General features: G+C 28.1%; 25 protein-coding genes. 12 read left to right on the plus strand and 13 right to left on the minus strand.

The genetic code is table 11. The annotated features are described in order from the left end of the window. Nucleotides 1–54 precede the first annotated feature (54 nt). From tldD to ACTTA5_RS00135, 3 genes are read left to right on the plus strand one after another with little or no spacing between them, the layout of a single operon-like run. Nucleotides 55–1,467, plus strand: a complete 1,413-nt coding sequence (gene tldD, locus ACTTA5_RS00125) for a metalloprotease TldD (RefSeq protein WP_440646936.1) — start codon at nt 55–57, stop codon at nt 1,465–1,467. Nucleotides 1,468–1,470: 3 nt separating this feature from the next. After that, nucleotides 1,471–2,787 carry a TldD/PmbA family protein gene (locus ACTTA5_RS00130; RefSeq protein ID WP_440646938.1) on the plus strand — a complete coding sequence of 439 codons (1,317 nt, stop codon included), beginning with the start codon at nt 1,471–1,473 and terminating at the stop codon, nt 2,785–2,787. Beyond that, nucleotides 2,784–3,755, plus strand: coding sequence for an NAD(P)-binding protein (locus ACTTA5_RS00135; RefSeq protein ID WP_440646940.1), 972 nt, complete (start codon nt 2,784–2,786; stop codon nt 3,753–3,755). The genes ACTTA5_RS00130 and ACTTA5_RS00135 overlap by 4 nt, the downstream gene beginning before the upstream one ends. 2 nt (nt 3,756–3,757) lie before the next feature. On the opposite strand, the gene ACTTA5_RS00140 is transcribed toward ACTTA5_RS00135, so the two are convergent. Next, the gene (locus ACTTA5_RS00140) at nt 3,758–4,438 is read right to left on the minus strand and encodes a DUF6134 family protein (protein ID WP_440646942.1); all 681 of its coding nucleotides are present in this window, start codon (nt 4,436–4,438) and stop codon (nt 3,758–3,760) included. Nucleotides 4,439–4,482: 44 nt separating this feature from the next. On the opposite strand from ACTTA5_RS00140, the gene yczE reads away from it, so the two are divergent. Beyond that, nucleotides 4,483–5,130, plus strand: a complete 648-nt coding sequence (gene yczE / locus ACTTA5_RS00145) for a membrane protein YczE (RefSeq protein WP_440646944.1) — start codon at nt 4,483–4,485, stop codon at nt 5,128–5,130. On the opposite strand, the gene typA is transcribed toward yczE, so the two are convergent. From typA to groES, 3 genes are all read right to left on the minus strand, one after another. After that, nucleotides 5,127–6,953, minus strand: coding sequence for a translational GTPase TypA (gene typA / locus ACTTA5_RS00150; RefSeq protein ID WP_440646946.1), 1,827 nt, complete (start codon nt 6,951–6,953; stop codon nt 5,127–5,129). The two genes, yczE and typA, sit on opposite strands and share 4 nt — an antisense overlap. 271 nt (nt 6,954–7,224) lie before the next feature. Further along, on the minus strand, nt 7,225–8,889 hold the full coding sequence (groL, locus tag ACTTA5_RS00155) for a chaperonin GroEL (RefSeq protein ID WP_440646948.1): 1,665 nt from the start codon (nt 8,887–8,889) through the stop codon (nt 7,225–7,227). A gap of 23 nt (nt 8,890–8,912) precedes the next feature. Beyond that, nucleotides 8,913–9,203 carry a co-chaperone GroES gene (gene groES / locus ACTTA5_RS00160; protein ID WP_075506443.1) on the minus strand — a complete coding sequence of 97 codons (291 nt, stop codon included), beginning with the start codon at nt 9,201–9,203 and terminating at the stop codon, nt 8,913–8,915. Nucleotides 9,204–9,333: 130 nt separating this feature from the next. Here groES and ACTTA5_RS00165 point away from each other — a divergent pair, with 130 nt between their 5' ends. Genes ACTTA5_RS00165 through ACTTA5_RS00190 form a run of 6 tightly spaced genes read left to right on the plus strand, consistent with a single transcriptional unit; the run spans nt 9,334 to nt 15,753 of the window. Next, nucleotides 9,334–10,152 carry a TIGR01459 family HAD-type hydrolase gene (locus ACTTA5_RS00165; RefSeq protein ID WP_440646950.1) on the plus strand — a complete coding sequence of 273 codons (819 nt, stop codon included), beginning with the start codon at nt 9,334–9,336 and terminating at the stop codon, nt 10,150–10,152. Continuing rightward, nucleotides 10,146–11,069, plus strand: a complete 924-nt coding sequence (locus tag ACTTA5_RS00170; RefSeq protein WP_440646952.1) for a bifunctional riboflavin kinase/FAD synthetase — start codon at nt 10,146–10,148, stop codon at nt 11,067–11,069. Before ACTTA5_RS00165 ends, ACTTA5_RS00170 begins: the two co-directional genes overlap by 7 nt. Further along, entirely contained in the window at nt 11,066–13,795 is a 2,730-nt protein-coding gene (ileS, locus tag ACTTA5_RS00175; protein WP_440646953.1) for an isoleucine--tRNA ligase, read from the plus strand. Before ACTTA5_RS00170 ends, ileS begins: the two co-directional genes overlap by 4 nt. Beyond that, nucleotides 13,795–14,301, plus strand: coding sequence for a signal peptidase II (gene lspA / locus ACTTA5_RS00180; protein WP_440646955.1), 507 nt, complete (start codon nt 13,795–13,797; stop codon nt 14,299–14,301). The genes ileS and lspA overlap by 1 nt, the downstream gene beginning before the upstream one ends. Next, nucleotides 14,288–14,599, plus strand: coding sequence for a DUF3035 domain-containing protein (locus ACTTA5_RS00185; protein ID WP_440646957.1), 312 nt, complete (start codon nt 14,288–14,290; stop codon nt 14,597–14,599). The genes lspA and ACTTA5_RS00185 overlap by 14 nt, the downstream gene beginning before the upstream one ends. Continuing rightward, the gene (locus ACTTA5_RS00190) at nt 14,599–15,753 is read left to right on the plus strand and encodes a glucose-6-phosphate isomerase (protein WP_440646959.1); all 1,155 of its coding nucleotides are present in this window, start codon (nt 14,599–14,601) and stop codon (nt 15,751–15,753) included. The genes ACTTA5_RS00185 and ACTTA5_RS00190 overlap by 1 nt, the downstream gene beginning before the upstream one ends. Here the strand turns inward: ACTTA5_RS00190 and rsmD are convergent. Then, nucleotides 15,750–16,313: a 16S rRNA (guanine(966)-N(2))-methyltransferase RsmD gene (gene rsmD, locus ACTTA5_RS00195; RefSeq protein ID WP_440646961.1), complete on the minus strand. Its 564-nt coding sequence runs from the start codon at nt 16,311–16,313 to the stop codon at nt 15,750–15,752. The genes ACTTA5_RS00190 and rsmD overlap by 4 nt on opposite strands. After that, nucleotides 16,310–17,575, minus strand: a complete 1,266-nt coding sequence (gene purD, locus ACTTA5_RS00200; protein WP_440646963.1) for a phosphoribosylamine--glycine ligase — start codon at nt 17,573–17,575, stop codon at nt 16,310–16,312. Before purD ends, rsmD begins: the two co-directional genes overlap by 4 nt. 23 nt (nt 17,576–17,598) lie before the next feature. Here purD and ACTTA5_RS00205 point away from each other — a divergent pair, with 23 nt between their 5' ends. After that, nucleotides 17,599–17,793: a DUF2093 domain-containing protein gene (locus ACTTA5_RS00205; protein WP_440646965.1), complete on the plus strand. Its 195-nt coding sequence runs from the start codon at nt 17,599–17,601 to the stop codon at nt 17,791–17,793. Nucleotides 17,794–17,798: 5 nt separating this feature from the next. Here the strand turns inward: ACTTA5_RS00205 and ACTTA5_RS00210 are convergent, their stop codons facing one another. From ACTTA5_RS00210 to ubiA, 5 genes are read right to left on the minus strand one after another with little or no spacing between them, the layout of a single operon-like run. Then, nucleotides 17,799–18,659, minus strand: coding sequence for a lysophospholipid acyltransferase family protein (locus tag ACTTA5_RS00210; protein WP_440646967.1), 861 nt, complete (start codon nt 18,657–18,659; stop codon nt 17,799–17,801). A gap of 3 nt (nt 18,660–18,662) precedes the next feature. Then, nucleotides 18,663–19,589, minus strand: coding sequence for a tetraacyldisaccharide 4'-kinase (gene lpxK / locus ACTTA5_RS00215; RefSeq protein WP_440646969.1), 927 nt, complete (start codon nt 19,587–19,589; stop codon nt 18,663–18,665). Then, entirely contained in the window at nt 19,570–20,820 is a 1,251-nt protein-coding gene (locus ACTTA5_RS00220) for a 3-deoxy-D-manno-octulosonic acid transferase (RefSeq protein WP_440646971.1), read from the minus strand. The genes lpxK and ACTTA5_RS00220 overlap by 20 nt, the downstream gene beginning before the upstream one ends. 2 nt (nt 20,821–20,822) lie before the next feature. Continuing rightward, nucleotides 20,823–22,559: an ABC transporter ATP-binding protein gene (locus ACTTA5_RS00225; RefSeq protein ID WP_440646973.1), complete on the minus strand. Its 1,737-nt coding sequence runs from the start codon at nt 22,557–22,559 to the stop codon at nt 20,823–20,825. Continuing rightward, a complete protein-coding gene (gene ubiA / locus ACTTA5_RS00230; protein WP_440646975.1) occupies nt 22,559–23,425 on the minus strand; it encodes a 4-hydroxybenzoate octaprenyltransferase in 867 nt (288 codons plus the stop codon). Before ubiA ends, ACTTA5_RS00225 begins: the two co-directional genes overlap by 1 nt. Nucleotides 23,426–23,477: 52 nt before the next feature. On the opposite strand from ubiA, the gene ACTTA5_RS00235 reads away from it, so the two are divergent. After that, nucleotides 23,478–23,882 carry a DUF2721 domain-containing protein gene (locus tag ACTTA5_RS00235; RefSeq protein WP_075506429.1) on the plus strand — a complete coding sequence of 135 codons (405 nt, stop codon included), beginning with the start codon at nt 23,478–23,480 and terminating at the stop codon, nt 23,880–23,882. On the opposite strand, the gene ACTTA5_RS00240 is transcribed toward ACTTA5_RS00235, so the two are convergent. Further along, entirely contained in the window at nt 23,879–24,850 is a 972-nt protein-coding gene (locus tag ACTTA5_RS00240; RefSeq protein WP_440646977.1) for a quinone oxidoreductase family protein, read from the minus strand. The genes ACTTA5_RS00235 and ACTTA5_RS00240 overlap by 4 nt on opposite strands. A 3-nt stretch (nt 24,851–24,853) precedes the next feature. Then, on the minus strand, nt 24,854–25,690 hold the full coding sequence (locus tag ACTTA5_RS00245) for a pirin family protein (protein WP_440646979.1): 837 nt from the start codon (nt 25,688–25,690) through the stop codon (nt 24,854–24,856). Between the last annotated feature and the right edge of the window lie 9 nt (nt 25,691–25,699).

Raw genomic sequence — 25,699 nt, forward strand, 5'->3', positions numbered from 1 at the left:
TAAATGCGCCAAATGATTAGTTGAAAATTAATAATAAAGCACTATCTAAAACTGGTGAGTAATTTTTTTGACAAATCTGATTTAACAAGAAAAGATGCTGATGCAATAGTGTCTGATACGTTACATAATTGTGATGATGGTGAACTATATTTGGAGGACACTAAATCTGAGTCTATTTTATTAGATGATAATAAAATTAAAAGTTCAAGCTATAGTTCAGATTTAGGTTTTGGATTTAGAGCAATTACAGGGGAAGTGGTTGCATATTCGCACTCTAATGAAATATCAAAAGATTCATTAAAAAAATCTTCTGAAAATTTAAAATCTACACTGAAGTCTATGAAAGGTACTTATAATCAAGATATTTCAAGATCTAATAAAAAATTTTATAAGGATATAAATCCCATAGAGCAAAAAACATTAAATTCGAAATTAGAAGTATTAAATAAAGTAAATGAGTATCTAAGAAAAAAAGATCAATCTGTAAAACAAGTTACTACGAGTTTTGCAGGTGAACAAAAATCTATTGAGATTATAAGATCAGGTGGGGAAGTATTAACAGATGTCCGACCATTAATTAGATTTAATGTATCTGTGATGTTGGAAAAAAATGGAAGAAAAGAAACTGGTGTTTATGGAATAGGTGGAAGACAATCTTATGATGAATATTTAAAAAATGATAATTGGAAAACTGTATGTGAGGAAGCATTTAGAATTGCCTCAGTAAATTTAGAGAGTAAACCTGCTCCAGCAGGAGAAATGAAAGTTGTTTTAGGGCCTGGATGGCCAGCGATTTTAATTCATGAAGCTATTGGACATGGTTTAGAGGGAGACTTTAATAGAAAAAAAACCTCTGCATTTCATGATCTTATGGGACAAAAAGTTGCCAGTGAAGGGGTTACGATTGTTGATGATGGAACAATTGATAATAGAAGAGGTAGCTTAACTATTGATGACGAAGGTACACCAACAGAAAAAACAGTATTGATTGAAAATGGGATACTAAAGAATTTTATGCAAGATAGATTAAATGCTAGATTGATGAATACAAAATCCACTGGCTCAGGAAGAAGAGAAAATTACAGACACGTTGTTTTACCAAGAATGAGAAATACAATGATGTTGAGTGGAAACCAAACTCAAGAAGAAATGATCAAATCAGTAGACAAAGGAATTTTTGCAGTAAGTTTTGGAGGAGGACAAGTTGACATTACATCTGGAAAATTTGTATTTAATTGTACTGAGGCATATGAAATTAATAACGGAAAGATTGGTTCACCGATAAAGGGAGCGACATTAATTGGAGATGGTCCTTCAATTTTAAAAGAGGTTTCCATGGTTGGAAACGATATGATGTTAGATCCTGGTATAGGAACTTGTGGTAAAGCTGGACAAGGTGTTCCTGTTGGAGTTGCCCAACCTTCAATCTTAATTGACAAAATGACAGTTGGTGGGACAAAACTTTAAATTATGGTTAAGGATCAAGAGTATTTAAGATCAAAAGCATCATATTGCTTAGATTTAGCTAAAAAGTTAGGTGCAACTGGATCAAGCGTAACAGTAGGTCACTCAATTTCTGAAACTGTAAATTTTAGAAATAATACTTTAGACGAGTCTAATAGATCTGATGGATTAGCAATAAGCATTGAGACTTATTTGGGAAAAAAAAGGTCATCAATTTCTTCGTCAAACTTATTAAATGATAATATTAAAACATTAATTGAAAAATGTTTTGAAACAACCAAAAATACTCCTGAAGATGAATTTAATTCTTTACCAGATAAAGATCTTTTAGCTAAAGAAATTAAAAATTTAAATTTATATGATGAAACACACTTTGATAACGAAAAAAAAATTGAATATTTGAAAGAGCTTGAGAGCGTTGCATCTTCAGAAGAAAAAATCATAAATACAGAATCTAGTTTTACTGAAAATAAATCTAACTTTATTTTAGCAAATAGTGATGGATTTTGTGAAGGATACAAATCATCTTCATTTAGTGCATCTTGCGTTACTGTTGCTAAAGATGAAAATAGTATGGAAAGAGACTATGAATTTACAAGCAAACGTCATTTATCAGACATTAAGGGTGCAAAAGAACTTGGTAAAAAAGCGTCTGAACAAACCATAAAAAAATTAAGCCCAAATAAAATTGGAAGTGAAAAAATAAGTATTATATTTGACAAAAGGATAGCTAAAGGAATGCTAGGAGCTTTTGCTGGAGCCATATCATCATCTGCGATTTCTAGAGGAACATCTTTTCTTAAAGATAAAATTAATGAACAAATATTTACAGAAACAATAAACGTTATTGACAAACCAGATATAAATAAAGGTGTTGGATCTCAAATTTTTGATTCAGAGGGAGTAAAATCAGATACTTTAAATCTTGTACAAAACGGCATCTTAAAAAATTATCTAGTCGATACGTACAATGGAAAAAAACTTAACTTAAAATCAAATGGAAGATCTGGTGGTACAACAAATTTATATTTTGATAATGGAAACATTAGTTTCGAAGATTTATTAAAAAGTAACTCAAAACACATTTATGTAACAGAAACAATTGGCCAAGGAAGTAATTTGGTTACAGGAGATTATTCAGTAGGTGCAACAGGTTTCTTAATTGAAAATGGCGAATTTAAATTTCCAGTAAATGAGATAACAATTGCAGGAAATTTTAAAGATATGTTCAAAAATATAACTTTAGCTAGTGATTTAGATTTTGAATATTCTATCAACTCACCAACTATGATGATAGAGGGAATGACAGTTGCAGGTAAATGAGCACTTACTGTGTAATTGGATCAGGAATATCTGGTGCTACAATTTCAAATTTATTAAATAAAAAACATTCTGTAGATCTCTATGATAAAGCAAGAGGTCCTGGTGGGAGATCATCATTTAAAAGGTTAGATAAAAAAATGGGGTTTGATCATGGCGTTCAATATATTTCCCCTAAGAGTACTGAGTTTAAAAAATTTACAAAAAAACTCATAGCAAAAAAAATATTAAAAAATTGGAAGGGTCAGCATATTTTTCAAAATAAAAAAATAAAAGAAAATAAAAATCATCAAAAAATAATTGGTAGACAAGGTAATAACGATATTAGTAAGTATTTATTAAAAAAAATTAATTGTAATTTTCAAAAAGAATTAAAAAAAATTGATTATAATAAAAACAAATGGAAACTCACCTTTGCTGATGGTGACAATAAATTTTATGATAATCTTATTTTAACGTGCCCACATCCTCAATTACTTAAATTAGCAAAAAAATTTATTCATCATTCATTTATTAAAAAAAAATTAAAAATGGATGCAAATATTACAGTCATGATAAAAATGAAAAAAACAAAAAAAAATATAAGTAGTTTTTTGTTTGATGATCAAATTTTAGGTTGGGCTGCCAGAGAAAATAGCAAGTTAAGATTTAAAAGTATTTATGAATTTTGGACACTTCAAAGTACGGCAATGTGGGCAAATAAAAAAATTTTGAAAAATAAAGAAAATAAAGATTTGAATTCAAAAATATTAATTAATAAATTTTTCAATCTTACTGGTATTAAAAAAAGCAACGTCTTTTTTTCTTTAAATCATGGATGGATGTATTCATCAAATTCAAAACCTTTAAAAATTAAAAGTTATTGGAATTCAAAAATTAATTTAGGAGTTTGTGCTGATTGGTTTGTTGGACCTAGGCTAGAAGCGGGGTGGATAAGTGCTAATGACCTTTTTAGGAAAATAAACAGATAAAATTACTCAATATTTTTAATTCTATACTCCCAACTTCCCATCCTTTCATAGGTAACTTTAACTATCACTGAAGTTTTTTTATCAAGCCATATATCAAAATTTAATCTTTTATCCTCTCGAAGTGTCATATTTTTAGAAGTGAGTTTAAAATGATCAGTATCAAATTCCTTCCCATTAATTGTGATTTTTTCTTTACCGATAAATGTAACCAGTTGTTCTTTTATACTTCCAGAAATAGGGCTAATTTGGCTCTCTGCCTGTAACAATTTATGGCTCCACCAATTTCCAATTGTATTTTTCAAAGAAGCTTCACCAGAAAAAGAAGATCCTTGAATATCAAATTTATTAGTTTGATTATTTAATATTAAATTTACAAATTTTTCTTTTTTATTCTGACGTGTTTTAGATTTAAAGGAAATTAAATTATCTCCTAAATATTTTTCTTCTCCAAAACCTTCTACTTCAAAAATAGTTGCTCCAAGTAGTTTTACTGTAAATTTATATTTATTATTTACAGTTGTTTCATTATCTTTTCTAGAAAAAGAATAATTATTATATCCTATAACTTCATTATTTCTTAAGATTTCAAGTTCAATTTTTTTGAAGTTATTATAATGACCAACATGTGCATTTGAGTTAAAAATAAATAAAAAAAATATAATAATAGTGTAAAATTTTTTCATGATAATAATATAAATAAAAATTAATCTAAAAGTATCAATATTTAATGTTCCTATCTATAAAAAATATTCCAAAAGTAAATTGGAGCTCAAACGAAAGTTTGAACTTCAAGCCAAAATTTTCAACATCATTTTTTTTAATTTTTGGTTTAACAATTTTTGGTTTGGGAGAAGGTTTGTTAATTTTATCAACAACTGGAAACTCACCCTGGTCAGTATTAGCTGAAGGAATTTCACTCAACTCCAGTTTATCCATTGGAGCAGCAACATTTTTTGTAAGTGTAGGAGTACTTTTTTTATGGATTTTTTTAAAACAAAAACCAGGTCTTGGGACAATATTTAATATCATCGTGATTGCTGCCATGATTGATTTTACTCTAAATTATTTTCAACCACCTTCATCCCTTTTTACAAAATACTTATTAGCATTTCTTTCAGTAATTTTAGTAGGACTTGGTAGTGGTATTTATTTAGTAGCTAATCTTGGTCCAGGTCCACGAGATGGTTTAATGACAGGACTAACAAAAACAACAAATTTACCTATAGCCTTGGTAAGAGCTTTTTTAGAAATTACTGTTGTAATTATTGGTTGGTATTTAGGTGGGACCGTTGGAGTGGGCACACTTATATTTGCTTTTGGAATTGGACCCTGTGTAGCTTTAGGATTATTTTTAGTTGGAAAAATATTTAACTAAGCAGCTGCGCTAGTTTTCTCACTTCTTTTTCTTTCATGAGGATCAAGAATTGCTTTTCTCAATCTACAAGACTCAGGTGTAATCTCTAATGCTTCATCACTGTTAAGCATACTTAGTTGTTCAGCTATTGACATTTTTCTAACAGGAGTAAGAACGACGTTTTCGTCTGTTCCTTGTGTTCTCATATTTGTTAATTTTTTTCCTTTCATGACATTTATAATCATGTCACCTGGTTTTGGCGATAATCCAACAATCATGCCTGGATAAACAGGATCATTATGGGTAACAAACATTTCTCCTCTTGCTTGAAGGTTAAAGATTGCAAATGCTACTGCTTTTCCTTGTTCCATTGCAATTAATGCACCATTTCTTCTACCTTCCATTTCACCTTCAAAAGGACCGTAGTCGTGGAATATTCTATTAATTACACCTTCCCCTTTAGTAAGAGTTAGAAATCTACTTGTGTATCCCATCAAACCTCTCGTAGGTGCATGAAATATCAATCTTTTCTTATTTGTGCCTGTATCTTTTAATTCAATTAATTTACCTTTTCTTCTATTCATTGAGTCGATTACTTTTGAAGAGTGTTCTTCATCTAAATCCATAGTAATTTCTTCAATTGGTTCAAGTTTGTTTCCTTGATCATCAGTTTTATATAAAACTTTTGGTGGACTTACTGTCATTTCAAAACCCTCTCTTCTCATTTGAGTAAGAAGAATTTCCAACATTAATTCACCTCGTCCACTTACAACGAATGAATCTTTTCCATCATTTTCTGAAAAAGTAATTCCTACATTGTTTTGTGCTTCTTGAACTAATCTTTCTCTAATTTGAGTACTTGTAAGTTTTTTACCTTCTGTACCTGCTAATGGAGAAGTATTAACAGTTATTGTAATCGACATTGTCGGAGGATCAATCGGAGTCGCTGGTATAGGATCATTAACCTCTAAGTTACAAATTGTATCAGCAACATTTGCTTTTTCTAATCCTGCTACAACAACAATATCTCCTGCTTCTCCAACATCAATCGGAACTTTTTTAGTTCCTTCATATCTAAAAATCTTTGTTAATTTTCCTTCATCAACTTTTTCACCATTTAAATTAATAGCTTTGATTGGTTGGTTTGCTTTTGCTGTCCCTTGTGTGATTCTACCTACTAGACTTCTACCTAAAAAACTGTCTGAATAAAGCAATGTTGATAACATTGCAAAAGGTTTTGTTTTATCTAATTCTGCTGGTTTAACGTGCTCCACAATTAAGTCTAATAAAGGATTTAAATTTTCTCTTGGCCCATCAACCTCATCATCAGCCCATCCAGATCTTCCACTTGCATATAAAACAGGAAAATCTAATTGTTCTTCATTTGCATCTAAACTTACAAATAAATCAAAAGTTTCATCTAAGACCTCATTAGCTCTTTGATCTGCTTTATCCAATTTATTAATAACTACAATTGGTTTTAAACCTTGTTTTAATGCTTTCGATAAAACAAATTTTGTTTGAGGCATTACTCCCTCTGCAGAGTCAATTAATAAAAGAGCTCCGTCAGCCATGCTCAAAACTCTTTCAACTTCTGCTGCAAAATCTCTGTGGCCAGGCGTATCAATAATATTTATTCTTGAATCATTCCAGTTAATAGATGCAGGTTTTGCAAGAATTGTAATTCCTCTTTCTTTTTCTAGTTCCCCAGAGTCCATTAATCTTTCATCAACAACTTCATTTTCTCTAAATGATCCACTTTGTTTCATTAAATTATCAATCAAAGTAGTTTTACCATGGTCTACATGGGCTATAATTGTGATGTTTCTTATATTGTTGCTCATAAATTCTGGCTCTTATACATATTTAATTTGATATTAAAACTTAAAAAAACTCATGACTGGCTTGATTAATTTAAATAACTTGTGATTAATTAGGCTTTTTTTGTTTATCTTTTTTAAGTTTCCTTTTTTCTTTAAAACTTAATTTAGGCTTCTTTTTTACACCCGAATCTTTAAATGACTTTCCACTGTATCTTTTTGACATAATTTGAATTTACATAAAAAAAGGCCATCATGTGATGGCCTTTTAAATTTTAGTTTGAGAGCAGAGGGATTACATTCCCATTCCACCCATTCCACCCATGCCGCCCATACCACCAGGCATACCACCAGGCATTCCACCACCAGCAGCATCTTTTTCCTCAGGTTTGTCAGCAATCATCGCTTCTGTAGTTACTAATAATCCAGATATTGAAGCAGCATCTTGTAGAGCAGTTCTTACAACTTTAACAGGATCTATAATTCCTTTAGCAAACATATCGCAATATTCTTCGCTTTGTGCATCATATCCATGTGTTTTTTTATTTTGCTCTAACAATTTACCAACAACTACTGAACCATCTACACCAGCATTTTTAGTAATTTGTCTGATTGGAGCTTCAAGTGCTTTTCTAACAAGCTCTACTCCAGCTTTTTGATCATCACCTTTTGCTTTAACTTTATTAAGGTCTTGAGCAGCGTAAAGTAATGCACAACCACCGCCAGTTACAATACCTTCTTCAACTGCAGCTCTTGTTGCGTTCAAAGCATCTTCAACTCTATCTTTTCTTTCTTTAACTTCAACTTCAGTTGCACCACCAACTTTGATTACAGCAACTCCGCCAGCTAGTTTTGCAAGTCTTTCTTGAAGTTTCTCTCTGTCATATTCAGAAGTTGTTTCATCAATTTGTTGTTTAATTGAAGCACATCTTCCTTCGATATCAGATTTTTTACCACTTCCATTAACAATGGTACTGTTATCTTTATCTACTTTAACTTTCTTACATGAACCTAGGTCATCAAGTTTAACATTCTCAAGTTTAATTCCTAAATCTTCAGAAATAACCTGACCTCCAGTTAAGATAGCAATATCTTCAAGCATTGCTTTTCTTCTATCACCAAAACCTGGTGCTTTTACCGCAACTACTTTTAGACCACCTCTTAACTTGTTTACCACTAAAGTTGCTAAAGCTTCTCCTTCAACATCTTCAGAAATAATCATTAATGGTCTACCTGCTTGAACAACAGCTTCTAATAGAGGAACCATTGGTTGTAGGTTTGTTAATTTTTTTTCATGTAAAAGAATGAAAGGGTTATCTAACTCAGTAGTCATTTTATCACTATTAGTAATAAAGTATGGTGATAAATAACCTCTGTCGAATTGCATACCTTCAACAACGTCTAGTTCAGTTTCAATTCCTTTATTTTCTTCAACAGTGATAACACCTTCGTTACCAACTTTTTGCATTGCTTTTGCAATCATTGTTCCAATTTCTTTATCACCATTTGCAGAAATAGTTCCAACTTGTGCAATTTCATCGCTGTCTTTTACTTTTTTAGCAGATGCGACTAAGTTTTCTTTTACAACCTCAACCGCTGCATCAATTCCTCTCTTAACATCCATAGGATTCATACCAGCAGTTACGTATTTTACACCTTCTCTAACAATTGCTTGTGCAAGAATGGTTGCAGTTGTTGTACCATCACCAGCTTCATCATTTGTTTTGCTAGCAACTTCTTTAACCATCTGCGCGCCCATGTTTTCAAACTTATCTTCAAGATCAATTTCTTTAGCAACAGAAACACCATCTTTAGTAATTCTAGGTGCACCATAAGATTTATCCATAACAACGTTTCTTCCTTTAGGACCCAAAGTTACTTTAACAGTATCAGCTAAGATATTTACTCCTCTAATCATAGCTGCTCTTGCTTCAGCATCAAATTTAACAACTTTTGCCATTTTATTTTCTCCTTTAAATTAAATTACTTACTTGAAATACCCATAATGTCAGACTCTTTCATTATGCTATATTCTTTGCCATCTATTTTGACTTCGGTCCCTGACCATTTGCCAAATAAAACTTTGTCTCCAACTTTAACATCCATTGGAATTGTTTTTCCATCTTCTGTTTTAGCTCCACCACCAACAGCAACAACTTTTCCTTCTTGAGGTTTTTCTTGAGCTGTATCTGGGATAATTATTCCACCAGCAGTTTTTTCACTGCTGTCTAAAACTTCGATTAATACTCTGTCATGTAACGGTTTAAACTTCATAAATCTCCTTTATAATTCTATATAAATATGAGCCTCATATAGATATTTCATAGCCTATTTCAAGATAAGAGAATCTTTTCAGAGTAATTATGCTAGGAAAATCTAAATATTATGGTTTATAGGTAAAATAATGACCAAAAATTTAGACTTAGATGGCCTTCAGTCAATTGCTGATAATTATGACCTTTTTTACATAGATTTGTGGGGGGTCATTCATAATGGTGTCAAATTACATAACTCAGCAATAGCAACTTTAAATGAACTTAAGAAAAAAAATAAAAGTTTTGTTCTATTAACCAATGCCCCAAGACCAAATACTACAGTAAATAAATTTTTAGAAAAAATGGGCATGAGCGAAGATTTGACAAAACATGTTTATACCTCGGGTGAAGCAGCTTTAAATTTTTTAAAAACATCTTTCAAATCTAAGAATTTTTTTCATATAGGTCCCCCTAGAGATTTTGATTTATTTAATGAATTTAAAAATAATAAATCAACTGAGCTAAATGAAAGTGAATATTTACTTTGCACAGGTTTGTTCGATGACCATGAGGATGATTTAAGTTATTACAAAAACTTACTTGAAAATCACACAACAAAAAAAATGATTTGTACCAACCCTGATTTAATTGTTGATCGAGGAAATATTAGAGAATTGTGTGCAGGTTCAGTTGCTATGGTTTTTGAAAAAATGGGTGGAAAAGTAATTTATTTTGGCAAACCTCATGCAGAAGTTTATAATCAGTCCATAGACAATGTTGGTAAGAAAGTTTTGGCGATTGGTGATAATTTAAATACAGATATAAAGGGTGCTAACTTATTAAATTACCATTCCTTGTTGGTTTGTAATGGAATTCATAAAGAAGAAATACAGAACAAAGGAGTTACCGAAGTTTCAAAAGAGTATGAAGCTATCGTTAATTTTACTCAAACAGAATTAAAATGGTAAAGTTATATAAAAATTTCAATATTAATAATCACCATAAAAACTCAATTATATTAATTGGAAATTTTGATGGTCTTCACTTAGGACATCAAAAATTATTTAAATTAGCTCTATCTTATAAAAAAAAATATAATTCAAAAATTGGTGTGATTAATTTTGATCCAATGCCCAAGATGTATTTTAATAATTCATTGAAGAATTTTAAAATTTCTTCTGTAAATCAAAAAATTGAATTAATCAAAGGATTAAAAGTAGATTTTATAATTACAAAAAAATTTGATAAAAATTTTTCTAAAATAAAATCAACTAAATTTATAAAAGAAATTTTATATAAAAAACTCAATTGCAAGTTTATATTTGTAAGTAATAATTTTAGATTTGGAAATAAAAGAGAAGGTGATGTTAAATTACTTATACAAAATGAAAAAAATTATAATTATAAAGTTATTAAACCAAAGCCACTTTTAAAAAATAAAAAAATAGTATCTTCAACGATAATAAGAAATTTATTAGAAATAGGTAACTTAAATCAAGCTAATAAATTTTTAGGAAGAGAATGGACTATTGATGGAGTAGTTCAAAAGGGAAGACAAGTTGGAAAAAAAATTGGTTTTCCAACATGCAACATAGATATTAAGGATTATATCTTAGCACAGCCTGGAGTTTATGCAGTAAGAGTACTAAGGAAAAAAAATCAAAAAAAATTGAGTGGTATAGCAAATCTTGGCTATAGACCCACATTTAATCAAAAAAAAATCTTACTTGAGGTGCATTTGTTCAATTTTTCTGGAAATCTTTATAATAAGCTTTTATCAGTGGAGTTTTTAAAGTTTATTAGAAAAGAAAAAAAATTTAAAAACGTTGATCAACTTAGAAGACAAATTAAATCTGATTTAAATATTGCAAAAAAAACTAAATGAGTAAATCTAACATAAATTTACCTAAAACAGCTTTCTCGATGAAGGCCAATTTACCAATCAGAGAGCCTGAGATTCTGGATTATTGGCAAAAAATAAATCTTTATGATCAATTGAGAAAATCAAGCAAAGGTAAAGAAAAATTTGTTTTACACGATGGCCCTCCCTATGCAAACGGCAATATTCATATGGGGACAGCATTAAATAAAATTTTAAAAGACATAATTGTAAAATTTCATCAAATGGATGGAAAAGACTCAATTTATGTCCCTGGATGGGATTGTCATGGTTTACCGATAGAATGGAAAATAGAAGAGCAATATAAAAAAAATAAAAAAAATAAAAATGATGTTCCTATAGTTGAATTTAGAAAAGAGTGTAGATCTTTTGCTGAAAAATGGATTGAAGTTCACAAAGGTCAATTCAAAAGATTAGGAGTAGTTGGTGATTGGGAGAATTATTATTCTACAATGAGTTTTGATGCAGAGGCTCAAATAGTAAGAGAACTAGGAAAATTTCTCAAAGAAGGAAGTTTATATAGAGGCTACAAACCAGTTTTGTGGTCAACTGTTGAAAAAACTGCACTTGCTGATGCAGAGGTAGAATACCAAGATCACAAGTCAGACACTATATATACATCATTTCCAGTAAGATCGTCTAAGATTAAAGAGTTAGAAAAAAGTGAAATTATAATTTGGACCACAACACCATGGACGATTCCTGCAAACAAAGCTTTAGCTTACAATGAGTCCTTAGAATATGTTTTATTGCAAGTTAATGATGATGGAGATTTTCAAAACAGAAAAATAATTGTTGCAGAAGCTTTACTTGAGTCAGTCATAAAAGAATGTGGAATTAAAAATTATAAAGAGATTAAAAAGTTTAAAGGAAAAGAGTTCAAGGATACTATTTGCAATCATCCCTTTTTAAACTTAGGTTATGAAACTCAGATCCCAATGTTAGAAGCAAGATTTGTGACGACAGAGCAGGGTACAGGAATAGTTCATTGTGCGCCGAGTCACGGACCAGATGATTTTAATTTATGTTTGAATAATGGAATAAAAGCAATAGAGACAGTTGATGGTGATGGGAAATATACAAATAATGTAAAATTATTTGAAGGTGTTCATATTTTTAAAGCTAACCCAATAGTAATTGAAAAACTTAAAGAGCAAAAAAATTTATTATCAAATGGTGAACTAATTCATTCTTATCCTCATTCTTGGAGATCAAAAGCACCATTGGTTCATAGAGCAACACCTCAGTGGTTTATTTCTATGGAAAGTCATAAATTAAGAGACAAAGCTTTAAAAGCCATTGATGATACAACATTTTATCCAAGTAAGGGAAAAGAAAGATTAAAATCTATGATCGAAACTAGACCTGATTGGTGTGTTTCTAGACAAAGAGTATGGGGTGTCCCTTTACCTATTTTTGTTAATAAAAAAACCAAAGAAATTTTAGTTGATGATGAAGTTAATGAAAATATTGCATCAATTTATGAAAAAGAGGGATCTGATTGTTGGTTTTCAGATGATCCGCAAAGATTTTTGGGCGATAAATATAAAGCCCAAGATTATGACAAATTAAGTGATATCGTTGAAGTTTGGTTTGATAGTGGCTCAACTCACTCATTTGTATTAGAGAAAAGAAGTGACCTCAAATGGCCAGCATCAATGTATTTAGAAGGTTCAGATCAACATAGAGGGTGGTTTCATTCATCATTATTAGAATCATGCGGAACTAGAGGCAGAGCCCCTTTTGACTCAATTTTATCTCACGGTTTTGTTGTGGATGGGAAAGGTTTAAAAATGTCTAAATCATTAGGAAATGTGATTGCTCCAGAAGATATTTTAAAAAAATATGGAGCTGATATTTTAAGAATTTGGGTAGCATCATCAAATTATTCAGAGGATTTAAGAATAGATTATTCAATCCTAGATCAACATGCCGATTCATATAGGAAGATTAGAAATACATTTAGATATTTATTAGGAAATCTTAATGACAATTTTGAGATAATTGATCTTGAAAAAATAGAATTAAATAATTTACCTGATTTAGAACAGTACATGCTACATAAATTGTATTCTTTAAATAATAATTTCAAAAAATATTTTGAGAATTATGATTTTCACAATTTGTATAAAGAACTACTAAATTTTTGCACTGTAGATTTGTCAGCATTTTATTTTGATATAAGAAAAGACACTTTATACTGTGACTCTTTAGAAAGCGCTAAGCGAAAATCAACTATTTTATTGTTGAATATAATTTTAAACTCTCTACTTAGATGGTTTGCTCCAATATTGTCTTTCACAACTGAGGAAATTTATCAATTATTATTCAAAAATCACAAAAGTATTCATTTAGAAAATTTTTTAACATTTCCAAAAAGTTTTCATAATGAAAAAATAAATAAGAAATGGATTGAGTTAATTAAAATCAGAAATTTATGTAATGTAAGTATAGAAGAAAAAAGAGCAGCCAAAGTAATAGGATCAAGTTTAGAAGCTGAAATTAAAATTCATTTAGATCAAAATTTAGAAAGTATCACAAAAGATATTGATTTTTCAGAGCTTTGTATAACGTCTAAAGCTGAAGTTAAATATGAAAATAATATCGACGTAAATGTTCTTACAGAAAAAGCAAAAGGAACGAAATGCTCTATGTGTTGGAAAATAAATGAAAAAGCATGTGCCAGATCTAATTGTCCTCAAAGTTCTTAATGTCTTTAAATAAAATATTTAAAAATTATTTTTTAGAAATAGTTATTATTTTAATCATTTTTTTTTTAGACAGAATTTCAAAACTATTTGTAATTCATCAGGATAAACTTAATTTTAATTCTGAAATATACTCATCAAAATTTTTGAATATTCATTTAATTTGGAATGAGGGAATAGCGTTTGGATTATTTTCATTTAATGACGATTATTTTTATAATTTACTAACTTTTTTAATATTTATAGTAATTATTTTTATTATTTTTATGATAAAAAAAAGTGATCCTTTAAGAAAATTTGCACTATTATTAGTACTGGGTGGTGCTTTGGGAAATTTTTTTGATAGACTAATTTACAAAGCTGTACCAGATTTTATAGATTTTCATGTGGGAAATTTTCATTGGTTTATTTTTAATGTATCAGATATATTTATAACTATAGGTATAATTTTAATGATATTAATTGAAATTATGAACAAATCTGAAGAGACAAATAATGAAAAAATTTAATCTTATTTTTATTTTAGGTTTAATATTAACTATTTTATCAGGATGTAATACAGTTAAAGAAGGTTTTAAAAATCCAAAAAAAAATAGTAGCGATGAGTTTTTGGTGGAAAAAAAATCTCCTCTGGTGATGCCTCCAGAATTTAATGAGCTTCCTATTCCTAATGAAAATAAAGATACAGAACAAAAAGAAGAGAATAAAATTAAAAGTCTAATCACTGATAGTAGTGCGAATACCGAACAGGAAGTATCAGATATCGATCTAGAAGGATCTATTTTGGGCAAAATAAAAAATAATTAATGCTCACAAAAAATATTAAACTAAAGCTTTTTAGGGAAAAAAAGTTAAACAGAAACTTAAAAAAAAAATTAATAAGTCTCCTCAAAGAAGATAATTTTGTAATCAAATCATTAAAAAAAGAATACAAAAATAATTTTAACAAAAAGACAATTTCTAAATTTAAAAGTTATATTAATTTTAGAGTTATTGGGATGGGAGGATCCTCACTAGGAACCCAAGCGATTTATGATTTTCTAGGACATAAAATAAATAAAAAATTTGAATTTTTAGATAATTTAAAATCAAATAAAAAAAAAAATACAAAAAAAAGATATTTAAATTTAATAATATCTAAATCTGGTAATACTACTGAAACCATTGTTAATACAAATATTTTTGTTAAAAAAAAAAGTAAAAATATTTTCATTACAGAAAATAAAAAAAATTATCTTCATATTTTAGCTGAAAAATTTAAATCAGAAATAGTTCATCACAATAATTTCATAGGAGGAAGATACTCTGTTTTATCAGAAGTAGGAATGTTGCCAGCAGAGTTGATGGGTCTAGATTCAAATAAATTTAAACAACTTAATAATTTGATGAAAAATAAAAATTATTTTAATTCTTTAGTAAATAATGTTGACCAAATTCTATTCTTTGCAAAAAGAAAAAAATTTAATTCTGTGATCATAAATTATGATGAGAAATCAACAAATTTATTCAATTGGTATCAACAATTGGTAGCTGAAAGTTTAGGAAAAAACGGTATTGGTATTCTTCCTATTGTTTCAAATATGCCAAAAGATAATCACAGTGTTATGCAATTATATTTAGATGGTTTTAAGAACAATTTTTTTACTTTTTTTTACGTAAAAGAAAAAAATTCTCCAAAAATCAACAATAGTCAAATTTTACAAATGCAAAGTTATTTGAAAAATAAAGATATTGATCATATTATTTATGCTCAAAAACAAGCTACTGAAAATGTTTTTAAAAATAAGAAATTACCCTTCAGGAGTTTTGAGATTTTGAAAAGAGATGAAAAAACATTAAGTGAACTTTTTACTTTCTTTATTTTAGAAACAATCTTGTTGGGAAGAGCTCTTAAAATTAATCCTTTTGACCAACCAGCTGTTGAGTTAATTAAAACTGAAACAAAGAAAATTTTAACTTAAATAAATTTTCCAAATATTATTTTAGAAATTCCATATTTTTTTTCTTCAATAATCTTAAATTTGTCTGGAAAATTGTCCTTTTCTTTTTTATGTCTATGAATAATTATTATTCCATCCGGTTTAAGAGTTTTGAATTTAGAAAGATTATTTAAAATAGTATTAACATCTCTTTCTTTGTATGGAGGATCTAAAAAAATAATATCAAACTTTTCTTTCTTTTCTAAAAAATCAATATCAATTAAAATATTCTTCTCAATAATTGAATAATTTTTGACCGTTTTTAAATTTGTTAAATTTTTTTTTAAGATTGGTAATATTCCTTTGTAATTTTCTACAAAAATTACATGTTTTGATTCTCTTGATAAACATTCCAAACCAAAAGATCCTGTCCCAGAAAATAAATCCAGGACATAAGATTTTTCAAGGTCAATAGAAAATTTATTTGAATGATTAATAATGTTAAAAATAGACTCTTTTGTTAAATCTTTTAAAGGTCTTGTTTCTTTATCTTTAGGTTCAAGAATTTTTTTACCTTTAAAATTACCACCAATAATTCTCATTTATTAATGACTTTGTATCCAATATCTTTTCTAAAAAAACCCTTTTCCCAGTTTAATTTTTCTAAGTTTTCGTGAATATTTTTTTTTGCTTCACTGTAAGTGTTTGAAAGTGATATGAAATTTAATACCCTGCCCCCAACAGAATAAATTTTGTTATCTTGTTTTAGTGTTCCAGCATGAAATAGATAATTATTCTCATTTAAATTTAATTTATCAAAATTATTTATAATTAAATTTTTATCATATTTATCTGGATAACCATTTGAGCATAATACGACACACAAACTTTTTTTATTTATCCATTTTATATCTATTTCATCAAGTTTTTCATTAATACATGATTGAAAAATTTTAATGATATCAGTGTCTAAAGTTGGCAAAATTGTTTGACATTCGGGATCACCCATCCTTACATTGTATTCAATTAAAAATGGTTCATCCTTAACAATCATTAATCCTGCATATAGAAAACCTCTATATTTTGTTCCTAAATCATTTATACCTTTTAACGTTGGTTTAATAATTTTTTCTAAAATTTTTTGCTCTAATTTTTCATTAAATAATCTTGATGGCGAATATGCACCCATCCCACCAGTATTTTTACCTTTGTCTCCTTCACCAACTCTTTTATGATCTTGAGCTGAGCCAAAATACTTAAATGTTTTTCCATCACTAATTATGAAATAGCTCATTTCTTCACCTTCTAAAAATTCCTCAAAAAGAATATTTTTTGCAACTCCAAACTTGCCGTCAAATATTTCTTTTACCGCTAAATATGACTCTTTTTTTTCTCTACAAATATAGACACCTTTACCAGCTGCTAAATTATCTGCTTTAATTACTAATGGGTGTTTTGCATTATCTATATAATTATAAGATTCCTCAGCATTTTTAAAAACACCAAACTCTGCTGTTGGTATGTTATATTTTTTACATAGATTTTTTGTGAAAATTTTTGAACCTTCTAATTGTGAAGCAATTTTATTTGGTCCAAAAACTTTTATATTTAATTTTTCCAAGTAGTCTACAATTCCATTCACAAGTGGATCTTCAGGACCTACAACAACAAAATCGATATTATTTTTTTTTAAAAATTCATGAACTTGTTTGAAGTTATTTATATCTAGCGAAATATTTTCAGCTATTTCAGATGTTCCTGCATTACCTGGTATGCAGTAAATTTTTTCAACTTTGTTTGACTTAGATATTGAAAATGTAAGAGCATGTTCTCTACCTCCACTACCTAAAATTGCAATTTTCATATAACTATTTATATATCTTAGAAATGAAAAATAAATTAGCTAAATTAAAATATCTTCCTAATAACTTCAATGTGTTGGAAGCCGGTGACCATGTAATGTGTGCTGTTTCAGGTAAAAAAATCATGTTAGAAGACTTAACATATTGGAATGTTGAAAAACAGGAAGCTTATTACTCTTATGTAGAAGCAAACAAAAAAAGAGAACTATCTTTAAAATAATAAATTTACTTCCAACGGTTGTGAGACCAAATCCAGTGCTCAGGTTTCTTTATTATCATTTTTTCAAGAATTTTATTTAATTCATCAGTAATGGAATTTATTGATATATCTTTTGAAAAAAAGATTGGTTTATTAATAGTTATCTTAAATTTTAAATCATTTATTCTTTCTATAAAGACAGGCACTATAGGAATGTTGTATTTTTTAACTAACTGTGCTGGAATTGTTGTTGTTAATGCTTTTTTGTTAAACAAATTGCTTAAAATTCCCTCTGATACTCTTTGATCTATCATTAATGCAGTTGAAAAATTTTGTTTCTTATATTTTACTAAATTTTTTAAACCACCTATGCCTTTTTTAATCTGATTTTGGCATATATATTTTTTTCTAATTTTTTCCATTATTATATTCAAGAAAATATTATTTAATGGACGATAAATAGTTGCAAGTTTGATATTATTTTTTTCTAAACTCATTGCCATTAATTCAAAATTACTAAAATGTCCTGAAATAAAAACTACCTGTAATTTTTTTTCTTTTATTTCTTCCAAAATTTCTTTTCCATCTATTTCTATATTTTTTGCTAAATTTCCATATCTAAAATTTTTAATAAAAATATATTCTGCAAATACCCTGCCGTAGTTATTCCACATTGAAATTTTGATCTGATCTAGGTTTTCTTTGCTTATGTTTGGTAATGCTCTTTTAATATTTTCATCAATTATTCTTGTGGATCTAAAAAATGGTCCTATATTTTCAAATATTTTTCCACTCAACTTTGAGGATAATTTTACCCCTAATATTTTAAATAATATAAAACAAAACAAAGTTAGTAAAAATTGAACAAAATATTTTATAAATTTCATATTTTAGATTATTGACTCAATAAATTTTTCTTTTTCTAGGATGTTCAATTTAGATTTTATAAATTTTAAATTATTAAAGTTCATATCTTTTAATCGTAAAAAATCTTTTTCAGTTGTCACAATCTTGCAATCTAATTCTTTTGCTAAATTGATTATTTTTTTTATATCTTTATCTTTATAATGATAATGATCTGCAAATTCTAAATCTTTTAAAATTTTAAAACCATATTCTTTCATCATTGAAATGAAAGTTCCATGATTACCAATTCCTGAAAACGCTAAATAGTTATCTTTAATATTAAACTCATCTAAATTTTCTGGCATATATTTTCCTATATATATCTGAATATTTGGGTTGATATTAAGTATCTCTTTTTTAAGTTGCTCTAAATTCTGTAAATTGCCGTTTATAAATACATTTTCATAATTCTTTAAGTTACTAATTTTTTCTCTTAATGGTCCCGCGGGGATTGTAAATCCGTTCCCAATCCAATTAATATTATTAAAACAAACAATTTTTGTATCATATTCAATACTTTTATCTTGAAGACCATCATCTAAGATAGCAACCTCAAAACCTTTCTTTTCAGCTTCCGCAATAGCGTTAAATCTTTTTTCAGATAAAAAAAGTTCACCATGATTTTTTAAGAGAATTTGTTCATCTTTTTGATTACTATAATATTTTTTAATAAAACAAGATTTTATACTTTTTTTTTCTAAAATATTTTTAACTTCTATACTTAGAGAAGTTTTTCCAGTACCTCCTATATAAATGTTTCCAATGCAGATAGTTTTTATTTTAAATTTAGTTTTTTTTGGACTATTTTTAAGTAAACTTAAAAATTGAATTAATACTGCAATAGGAACTAATAAATATGCTAAAAAGTTAGGTTTCTTAATTTCCCAAAATCTAGGTTTTTTTAAATTCATTTAGGATATATTTATCTAGTTCTTTTATAGTTTTTTTTAAAATTTTATCTCCAATCTTTTTTATTTTCACCCCAGTATTTTTGTTTTTTTTGAATTTAATTAAAGAAGCTAATTGTTTTGGTGAGTAAATAGTTCTTGATACATTTAAATATTTAAGATGTTTATAAATATCAGTAAAATTATTTACATTAGGACCATGCAATATATTTGCTCCAAATCGGGCTGCTTCTAATGGATTTTGTCCACCTTTATTGACAATTGAGCCACCTAAAAATACTGATGAACTAATTTCATGAAATTTTTTTGTTTCACCAAAACTATCAACTAAATAAATATCTACATTTTTTAGTTTTTGATTTTTTGAACTATGTAAAGTTATATTTAATCCAAGGTCATTTAGTTCAGAACTAATTTTATTTACTCTATGTATATGTCTTGGAATAATAATTGTTAAAAGATTTTTATATTTTTTTTTAAGATGCAGATGCGTTTTGCCACAAAATATCTCTTCAGGATTGTGTGTGCTTGAAGCAATCCAAATTTTTTTCTTTTTAAATTCTGATATTAGGTTCGAATTAAATTTATCAGAATAATAATCTCCAATTTCTGCAAATTTTAAATTTCCTAGATTATTGATTTTAGTATTTGAAAGTTTTTTTATATAAGAAAACGTTTCTATATTTTGTGGATAAGCAATTGTTAAATTGTCAAAAACTGATTTTCCAAAGCTCTTAATTTTAATCCAATTATTAAATGTTTTTTTTGTTAATCTTGCGTTTAATAAAATTAAGGGTATTTTTCTTTTATATATATTTTGAAACATGCAGGGCCAAATTTCTGAGTCGATGAAGATAGCCACATCAGGTTTCCAAAAATTTAAAAATCTATTTATAATTTGGTAGAAATCTACAGGATAAAATTGATGCGTGGTTTTTTTGAACCTAAATTTTTTTATAACTTTTGATGAACTTAATGTACTGGATGTAATTAATATTTGTCTGACAGATTTATTTTTTTCATAATGTTTAATTAAAGGGATAACACTCATAATTTCACCTACACTTGCACCATGAAACCAAATGAGTTTGCCTTTAATTCTTTTTTTTGATGGAAAACTAAATTTTTCTGTAAACCTATTTTTATCTTCTTTTTTTTTTATTAATCTAAATACAATTATAAAAGGGGATAATATTAAAATTAACAAAACAATTATTTGATATAAAAATAACATTTCTATTTTTGTATTTGTTTTTCATAAAAGCTTTTGTAAAGTTTGGATCTTCCAAACAAATCTTCGTGATTACCATTATCAATAATTTTTCCATTATCTATTAAGTAAATATTATTAGAATTTAAAATAGTTGAAAGTCTATGAGCAATAACAACAGTTGTTTTATTTTTAGTTAAAATTTTTAATGCTTCTTGTATCTTTGTTTCTGTTTCTGAGTCCAATGATGAAGTGGCTTCATCAAGAAGAATGATAGAACTCTCCTTCATCATAGCTCTCGCAATTGATAGTCTCTGTTTTTCTCCTCCAGATAATCTTACTCCATTTTCACCAATTATTGTTTCATATTTATTTGGTAAATTATTTATAAATTCATGACAAAAAGATAATTTTGATACTTTAAAAATCTCTTCATCTGTAGCGTCGTCTTTGGCATATTTAATATTATTAATTATTGTATCATCAAAAAGTGTTGTTTCTTGGCTTACAAGAGAAATTTCTTTTCTCAAAGATTTTATGCTCACATCATATATAGATTGGTTGTCTATTAAAATGTCTCCAGATTTTTTGTCATAAAACCTTGGAATTAGATTCATAATTGTTGATTTGCCTGAACCACTATGACCAACTAACGAGGTCATTTTTCCCCCTTCAAATTCAAGATTAATTGAATTTAGTGTATCTTCGCTTTGGTTCTCATAAGCAAAATTTACATTTAAAAATTGTATTTTTGAATTTTTAATTAAAAGTCTACTTGCTCCTTTTTTGTCAATAATTTTATTTTTTTGGTCAATTATTGGAAGTATCCTAGAAGCTGCAGATAATCCTTGATTTGCAACCAAGTTTAGCGTCGATAGTGCCCTCACAGGTTGGTAAGCTAACATCATTGCTGCTAAAAAAGAAAAAAAATTATTAATTTCAAGTTCACCTTTAGACATTAGTAATCCTGAATAAAAAATTAAAATTGCAATCATTATACCGGTAAAGGTCTCCATAATTGGAGACATCCTTACAAATACAGTTTGTATTTTTTGATTTTTCTCTTTTAATTCTGTTAAAAATATATCAGCTCTACTTTTTTCAAATTCCTCTTTTTGAAATATTTTAATCAGTTTGTGATTTTTGAAAAGTTCAACTAGATAGGTGGTTAGAAAACCAGATTTTTCTTGAGCTTCGGTAGCTACTTTGCTGATTCTTTTTCCTAAAGTTTTAGCAGATAAGCTCGCCAAAGGTATCATTATGATAGATATTAGAGCCAATTTCCAATTTTGTGAAAACATTACTATTAACAAACCAACTAGTGTTAATGAATCTTTGAATAAAGTTAATATTGCATTACTTAGTAAATTTGTAATGTGTGTAACATCATAAGTAAGATTTGAAATAAATTTTCCCGAATGTTTTTTGTCAATAATTTGTGTATCTGTTGAAACTAAATTATTTACCATGTCATTCTGAAGTTTTTTTTTAATCGACTCCCCAACATCTATCATCGTGGCTTTTGCAAAGTATAAAGATAGACCTTTGGTTGTAAAAGCAAATATTATCATTAAAGGTATCAAAACTAATAACGACTGATCTTTATCTACAAAAAGTTTTTTAATTGCAGGATCTAAAAGCCATGCAATTGATGAAGTGCTCCCTGCCACTAATATAGATAAAAAAGCTGATAAAAAAATTTTATTTAAATATTTTTTTGAATAATCTTTATACAATCTTTTATAAATTTCAGATTTATTCATTAAAAATTTTTAGAGATTAAAATATTTATAAAAATAATTAGACCAAACACATTATTACTTTTAAAAGCTTTTAAACAACTAAATGGATCAGTTAAATTAAAAACTCTCATTTGATATAAAAATAAATGCATTAGAGGCAATATAGATAAAAAATAATAAATAGATTTAAACTCTATTAGATATCCTCCAATAAAAAATAAAACCAATAAAATTGAGTAACATAAAAATAAAAATTTTTTTGCATTTCCTTTAAATTTAATTGAGGTTGATTTTAGTCCTATAATTTCATCATCTTTAATATCTTGAAACCCATATATCGTGTCATAGCCTAATGTCCAAAATATGGCTCCTAAATAAAATAGAACAGGAATTATATCAATCTGACCTTTAACTGCTGTCCATCCAAGTATTAGACCATAATTAAAAGTAATACCTAAAAATAATTGAGGCCAATAAGTAAATCTTTTCATTAAAGGATAAGTAAAAGCAAGTGGCATTGAACCTAAAGCTAAAATTATAGTGAATAAGTTAAAATTAATTAAAACTATAAAAGCTAATAAGCAAAGTGTTGTTGAATAAAAGATTGCAAGTTTAACTGAAATTTTTCCTGAGGCTATCGGTCGATCCTTTGTCCTAAAAACTTTAGCATCAAATTCTCTATCTAAAATATCATTCACAATGCATCCGGCTGAACGCATTAGAACTGAACCAAGAAAAAATAAAATTAAATAAAAAAAATAGTTATTCCAACTCAAGTAAAAATCATATGCTAGTGTTAAACCCCATGCACAAGGCCAAAATAAAAGCATGTAACCGATAGGTTTTTTTAATCTTGTTAATTCAATGAAAAGTTTAATTTGGTTCATAATATTTTACTTGTAAATAACAAAGGGTAGTTTCATAATCAAATTGATTCGTATGAACATTGATTACACAGTTACTGCTTTAATGTTTCCGGCTATTCCATTGCTTATGAGTGTCTATAGCAATAGATTTCACTCATTAAGTATTTTAATTCGTCAACTTCATGACGAGCATGTTTATGAAAAGCATATTCCACCTGAATGGAAGAAGCAGTTTATCAATTTAAGTGGCAGGATAACACTTCTTAGATGGACAATTTTATTTGCTTCATTTGGCTTCCTATTTAATATGCTTACTGTTTTTGCACTTTATTTAGATGAAGTATTTGCAGCGAGAGTAATTTTTGGCTCATGTTGTTTATCCATGATTATATCAATTATTTTTTTTATTAGAGAAATTCAAATTTCAACAAATGCCCTTAAACTCCATATGTCTGATATGGATGTAGATGTAAATTAGGGAAGTATAACCGCAGGGCCAGTAAGAACTCTAGACTCTAAATCTTTGTGTGCTTGCGCAATATCTTTTATAGAATATTTTTTTGAAATTTTTACTTTTACTTTTCCACTTGAGGCCATTTCAAAAACTTTATTCGCAGCTTCATCAAGCTCTTCTCTTGTTGTAGTGTACTGCATAATACTTGGTCTTGTTAAATAAAGTCCTTTTGGCTGAATTGATTTTGCAACATTAACAGGATCTAAAGGACCAGATGCATTTCCAAAAGAAACTAACATTCCTCTTAATTTTAAACATTCAATTGAACCATCAAAAGTATTTTTTCCCACACCATCATAAACAACAGACAATCCTTTTCCTTCAGTAATTTCTTTTACTTTTTCAGCAAAATTATCTTTATTATAATTAATTACATGGTCGTAACCATTTTGTTTTGCATTTTCTATTTTTTCATCTGAACCAACAGTACCAATTACATTGCATCCTAAACTTTTAGCCCACTGACCAAAAATTTGACCAACACCACCAGCTGCTGCATGGAATAAAATATCTTCACCTGATTTTACAGGATAAGTTTTATGTAAAAGATAAAAAGTAGTTATTCCTTTTGTCATTAAAGTTGCTGCTGTTTCTAAATCAACACTATCAGGAACTTTTACCAAGTTTTTTGTTGGATAATTTCTATGAGTTGAATAGGCACCAAGAGGAGCTGCACAGTAGGCAACTTTATCTCCAACTTTAAAATCTTTAACGTTAGAGCCAACTTTAGTTATTTCTCCAGCTCCTTCAAGACCAATTGGAGAGGGAAGAGTTAATGGATAAAGTCCTGACCGATGATAAGTATCAATATAATTCAAACCAATAGCATGGTTTTTAATTGTTACCTCATCAGCTTTTGGTTCCTCAAGTTTAAGTTCTTTATATTCTAAAACTTCTGGCCCACCTGCTTTTGATATTATTACTGAATTCATAATTTATTTTACAAATGTACCATTATGATAATCTTGAACAGCTTGCAAGATTTCTGCTTTAGTGTTCATTACAAAAGGCCCACCTCTTGCAATTTCTTCATTTATTGGCTTTCCAGATATCACAAGAAATTTAGCATTAGTTTTTGATTTCACTTTAAGCTCTTCACCTTTTGTTAATAATATTAAAGTACTATCTTTAACATTATCATGTTTTTCACTGCCGATCTCTATTTCACCATTTATTAAATAAATAAATGTATTGTGAGTTGATGGAATATTAAAATTAAATTGTTTGTCTTTATTTAATTCTACATCAAAATAAACTGGCTCTACATTATGACCTTTTACAGGACCCTCAGCGTTTTCAAATTTACCTGCAATAACTTTTACTTGTTTCTCATCATCTTTATGAACACTCATTTTATTAGCATCTATATAAATGTATTCAGGCTTACTCATTTTCAATTTAGCAGGCATGTTAATCCACAATTGAAAGCCATGAAGTCTTCCTTCTTTCATAGCTGGCATCTCTGAATGAATAATTCCACTTCCTGTTTTCATCCACTGAACATCACCTGCAGTCATTTTTCCTTCACCTCCAGTGCTATCTTTGTGTTCAAAATCTCCTGCCAACATATAAGTAACAGTTTCAATTCCTCGATGTGGGTGAGGGGGAAAACCAGCAATATAATCTTCACTATTTTCTGACCCAAACTCATCTAACATTAAGAAAGGATCAAAGTAATTTGGTTCAACACCAATACTTCTTTTCAATTTTACTCCTGCACCATCCGAAGCTGGAATAGGATCTATAATTTTGGATACTTCAATTGATTTCATAGATGCTGA

This window comes from Candidatus Pelagibacter sp. HIMB1521, from assembly GCF_052047875.1.
In the GTDB taxonomy this organism is placed as follows: domain Bacteria; phylum Pseudomonadota; class Alphaproteobacteria; order Pelagibacterales; family Pelagibacteraceae; genus Pelagibacter.

What these genes read in the sequence shown, in the direction of transcription:
- ACTTA5_RS00235 (WP_075506429.1), top strand. Translation starts at nt 23,478, where the DNA reads ATGAACATTGATTACACAGTTACTGCTTTAATGTTTCCGGCTATTCCA.
- ACTTA5_RS00245 (WP_440646979.1), bottom strand. Translation starts at nt 25,690, where the DNA reads ATGAAATCAATTGAAGTATCCAAAATTATAGATCCTATTCCAGCTTCG.
- ACTTA5_RS00225 (WP_440646973.1), bottom strand. Translation starts at nt 22,559, where the DNA reads ATGAATAAATCTGAAATTTATAAAAGATTGTATAAAGATTATTCAAAA.
- ACTTA5_RS00135 (WP_440646940.1), top strand. Translation starts at nt 2,784, where the DNA reads ATGAGCACTTACTGTGTAATTGGATCAGGAATATCTGGTGCTACAATT.
- ACTTA5_RS00140 (WP_440646942.1), bottom strand. Translation starts at nt 4,438, where the DNA reads ATGAAAAAATTTTACACTATTATTATATTTTTTTTATTTATTTTTAAC.
- rsmD (WP_440646961.1), bottom strand. Translation starts at nt 16,313, where the DNA reads ATGAGAATTATTGGTGGTAATTTTAAAGGTAAAAAAATTCTTGAACCT.
- ACTTA5_RS00170 (WP_440646952.1), top strand. Translation starts at nt 10,146, where the DNA reads ATGGTAAAGTTATATAAAAATTTCAATATTAATAATCACCATAAAAAC.
- ACTTA5_RS00165 (WP_440646950.1), top strand. Translation starts at nt 9,334, where the DNA reads ATGACCAAAAATTTAGACTTAGATGGCCTTCAGTCAATTGCTGATAAT.
- ubiA (WP_440646975.1), bottom strand. Translation starts at nt 23,425, where the DNA reads ATGAACCAAATTAAACTTTTCATTGAATTAACAAGATTAAAAAAACCT.
- ACTTA5_RS00185 (WP_440646957.1), top strand. Translation starts at nt 14,288, where the DNA reads ATGAAAAAATTTAATCTTATTTTTATTTTAGGTTTAATATTAACTATT.
- typA (WP_440646946.1), bottom strand. Translation starts at nt 6,953, where the DNA reads ATGAGCAACAATATAAGAAACATCACAATTATAGCCCATGTAGACCAT.
- groES (WP_075506443.1), bottom strand. Translation starts at nt 9,203, where the DNA reads ATGAAGTTTAAACCGTTACATGACAGAGTATTAATCGAAGTTTTAGAC.
- ileS (WP_440646953.1), top strand. Translation starts at nt 11,066, where the DNA reads ATGAGTAAATCTAACATAAATTTACCTAAAACAGCTTTCTCGATGAAG.
- ACTTA5_RS00220 (WP_440646971.1), bottom strand. Translation starts at nt 20,820, where the DNA reads ATGTTATTTTTATATCAAATAATTGTTTTGTTAATTTTAATATTATCC.
- yczE (WP_440646944.1), top strand. Translation starts at nt 4,483, where the DNA reads ATGTTCCTATCTATAAAAAATATTCCAAAAGTAAATTGGAGCTCAAAC.
- ACTTA5_RS00205 (WP_440646965.1), top strand. Translation starts at nt 17,599, where the DNA reads ATGAAAAATAAATTAGCTAAATTAAAATATCTTCCTAATAACTTCAAT.
- ACTTA5_RS00190 (WP_440646959.1), top strand. Translation starts at nt 14,599, where the DNA reads ATGCTCACAAAAAATATTAAACTAAAGCTTTTTAGGGAAAAAAAGTTA.
- ACTTA5_RS00240 (WP_440646977.1), bottom strand. Translation starts at nt 24,850, where the DNA reads ATGAATTCAGTAATAATATCAAAAGCAGGTGGGCCAGAAGTTTTAGAA.
- purD (WP_440646963.1), bottom strand. Translation starts at nt 17,575, where the DNA reads ATGAAAATTGCAATTTTAGGTAGTGGAGGTAGAGAACATGCTCTTACA.
- lpxK (WP_440646969.1), bottom strand. Translation starts at nt 19,589, where the DNA reads ATGAATTTAAAAAAACCTAGATTTTGGGAAATTAAGAAACCTAACTTT.
- ACTTA5_RS00130 (WP_440646938.1), top strand. Translation starts at nt 1,471, where the DNA reads ATGGTTAAGGATCAAGAGTATTTAAGATCAAAAGCATCATATTGCTTA.
- ACTTA5_RS00210 (WP_440646967.1), bottom strand. Translation starts at nt 18,659, where the DNA reads ATGAAATTTATAAAATATTTTGTTCAATTTTTACTAACTTTGTTTTGT.
- groL (WP_440646948.1), bottom strand. Translation starts at nt 8,889, where the DNA reads ATGGCAAAAGTTGTTAAATTTGATGCTGAAGCAAGAGCAGCTATGATT.
- lspA (WP_440646955.1), top strand. Translation starts at nt 13,795, where the DNA reads ATGTCTTTAAATAAAATATTTAAAAATTATTTTTTAGAAATAGTTATT.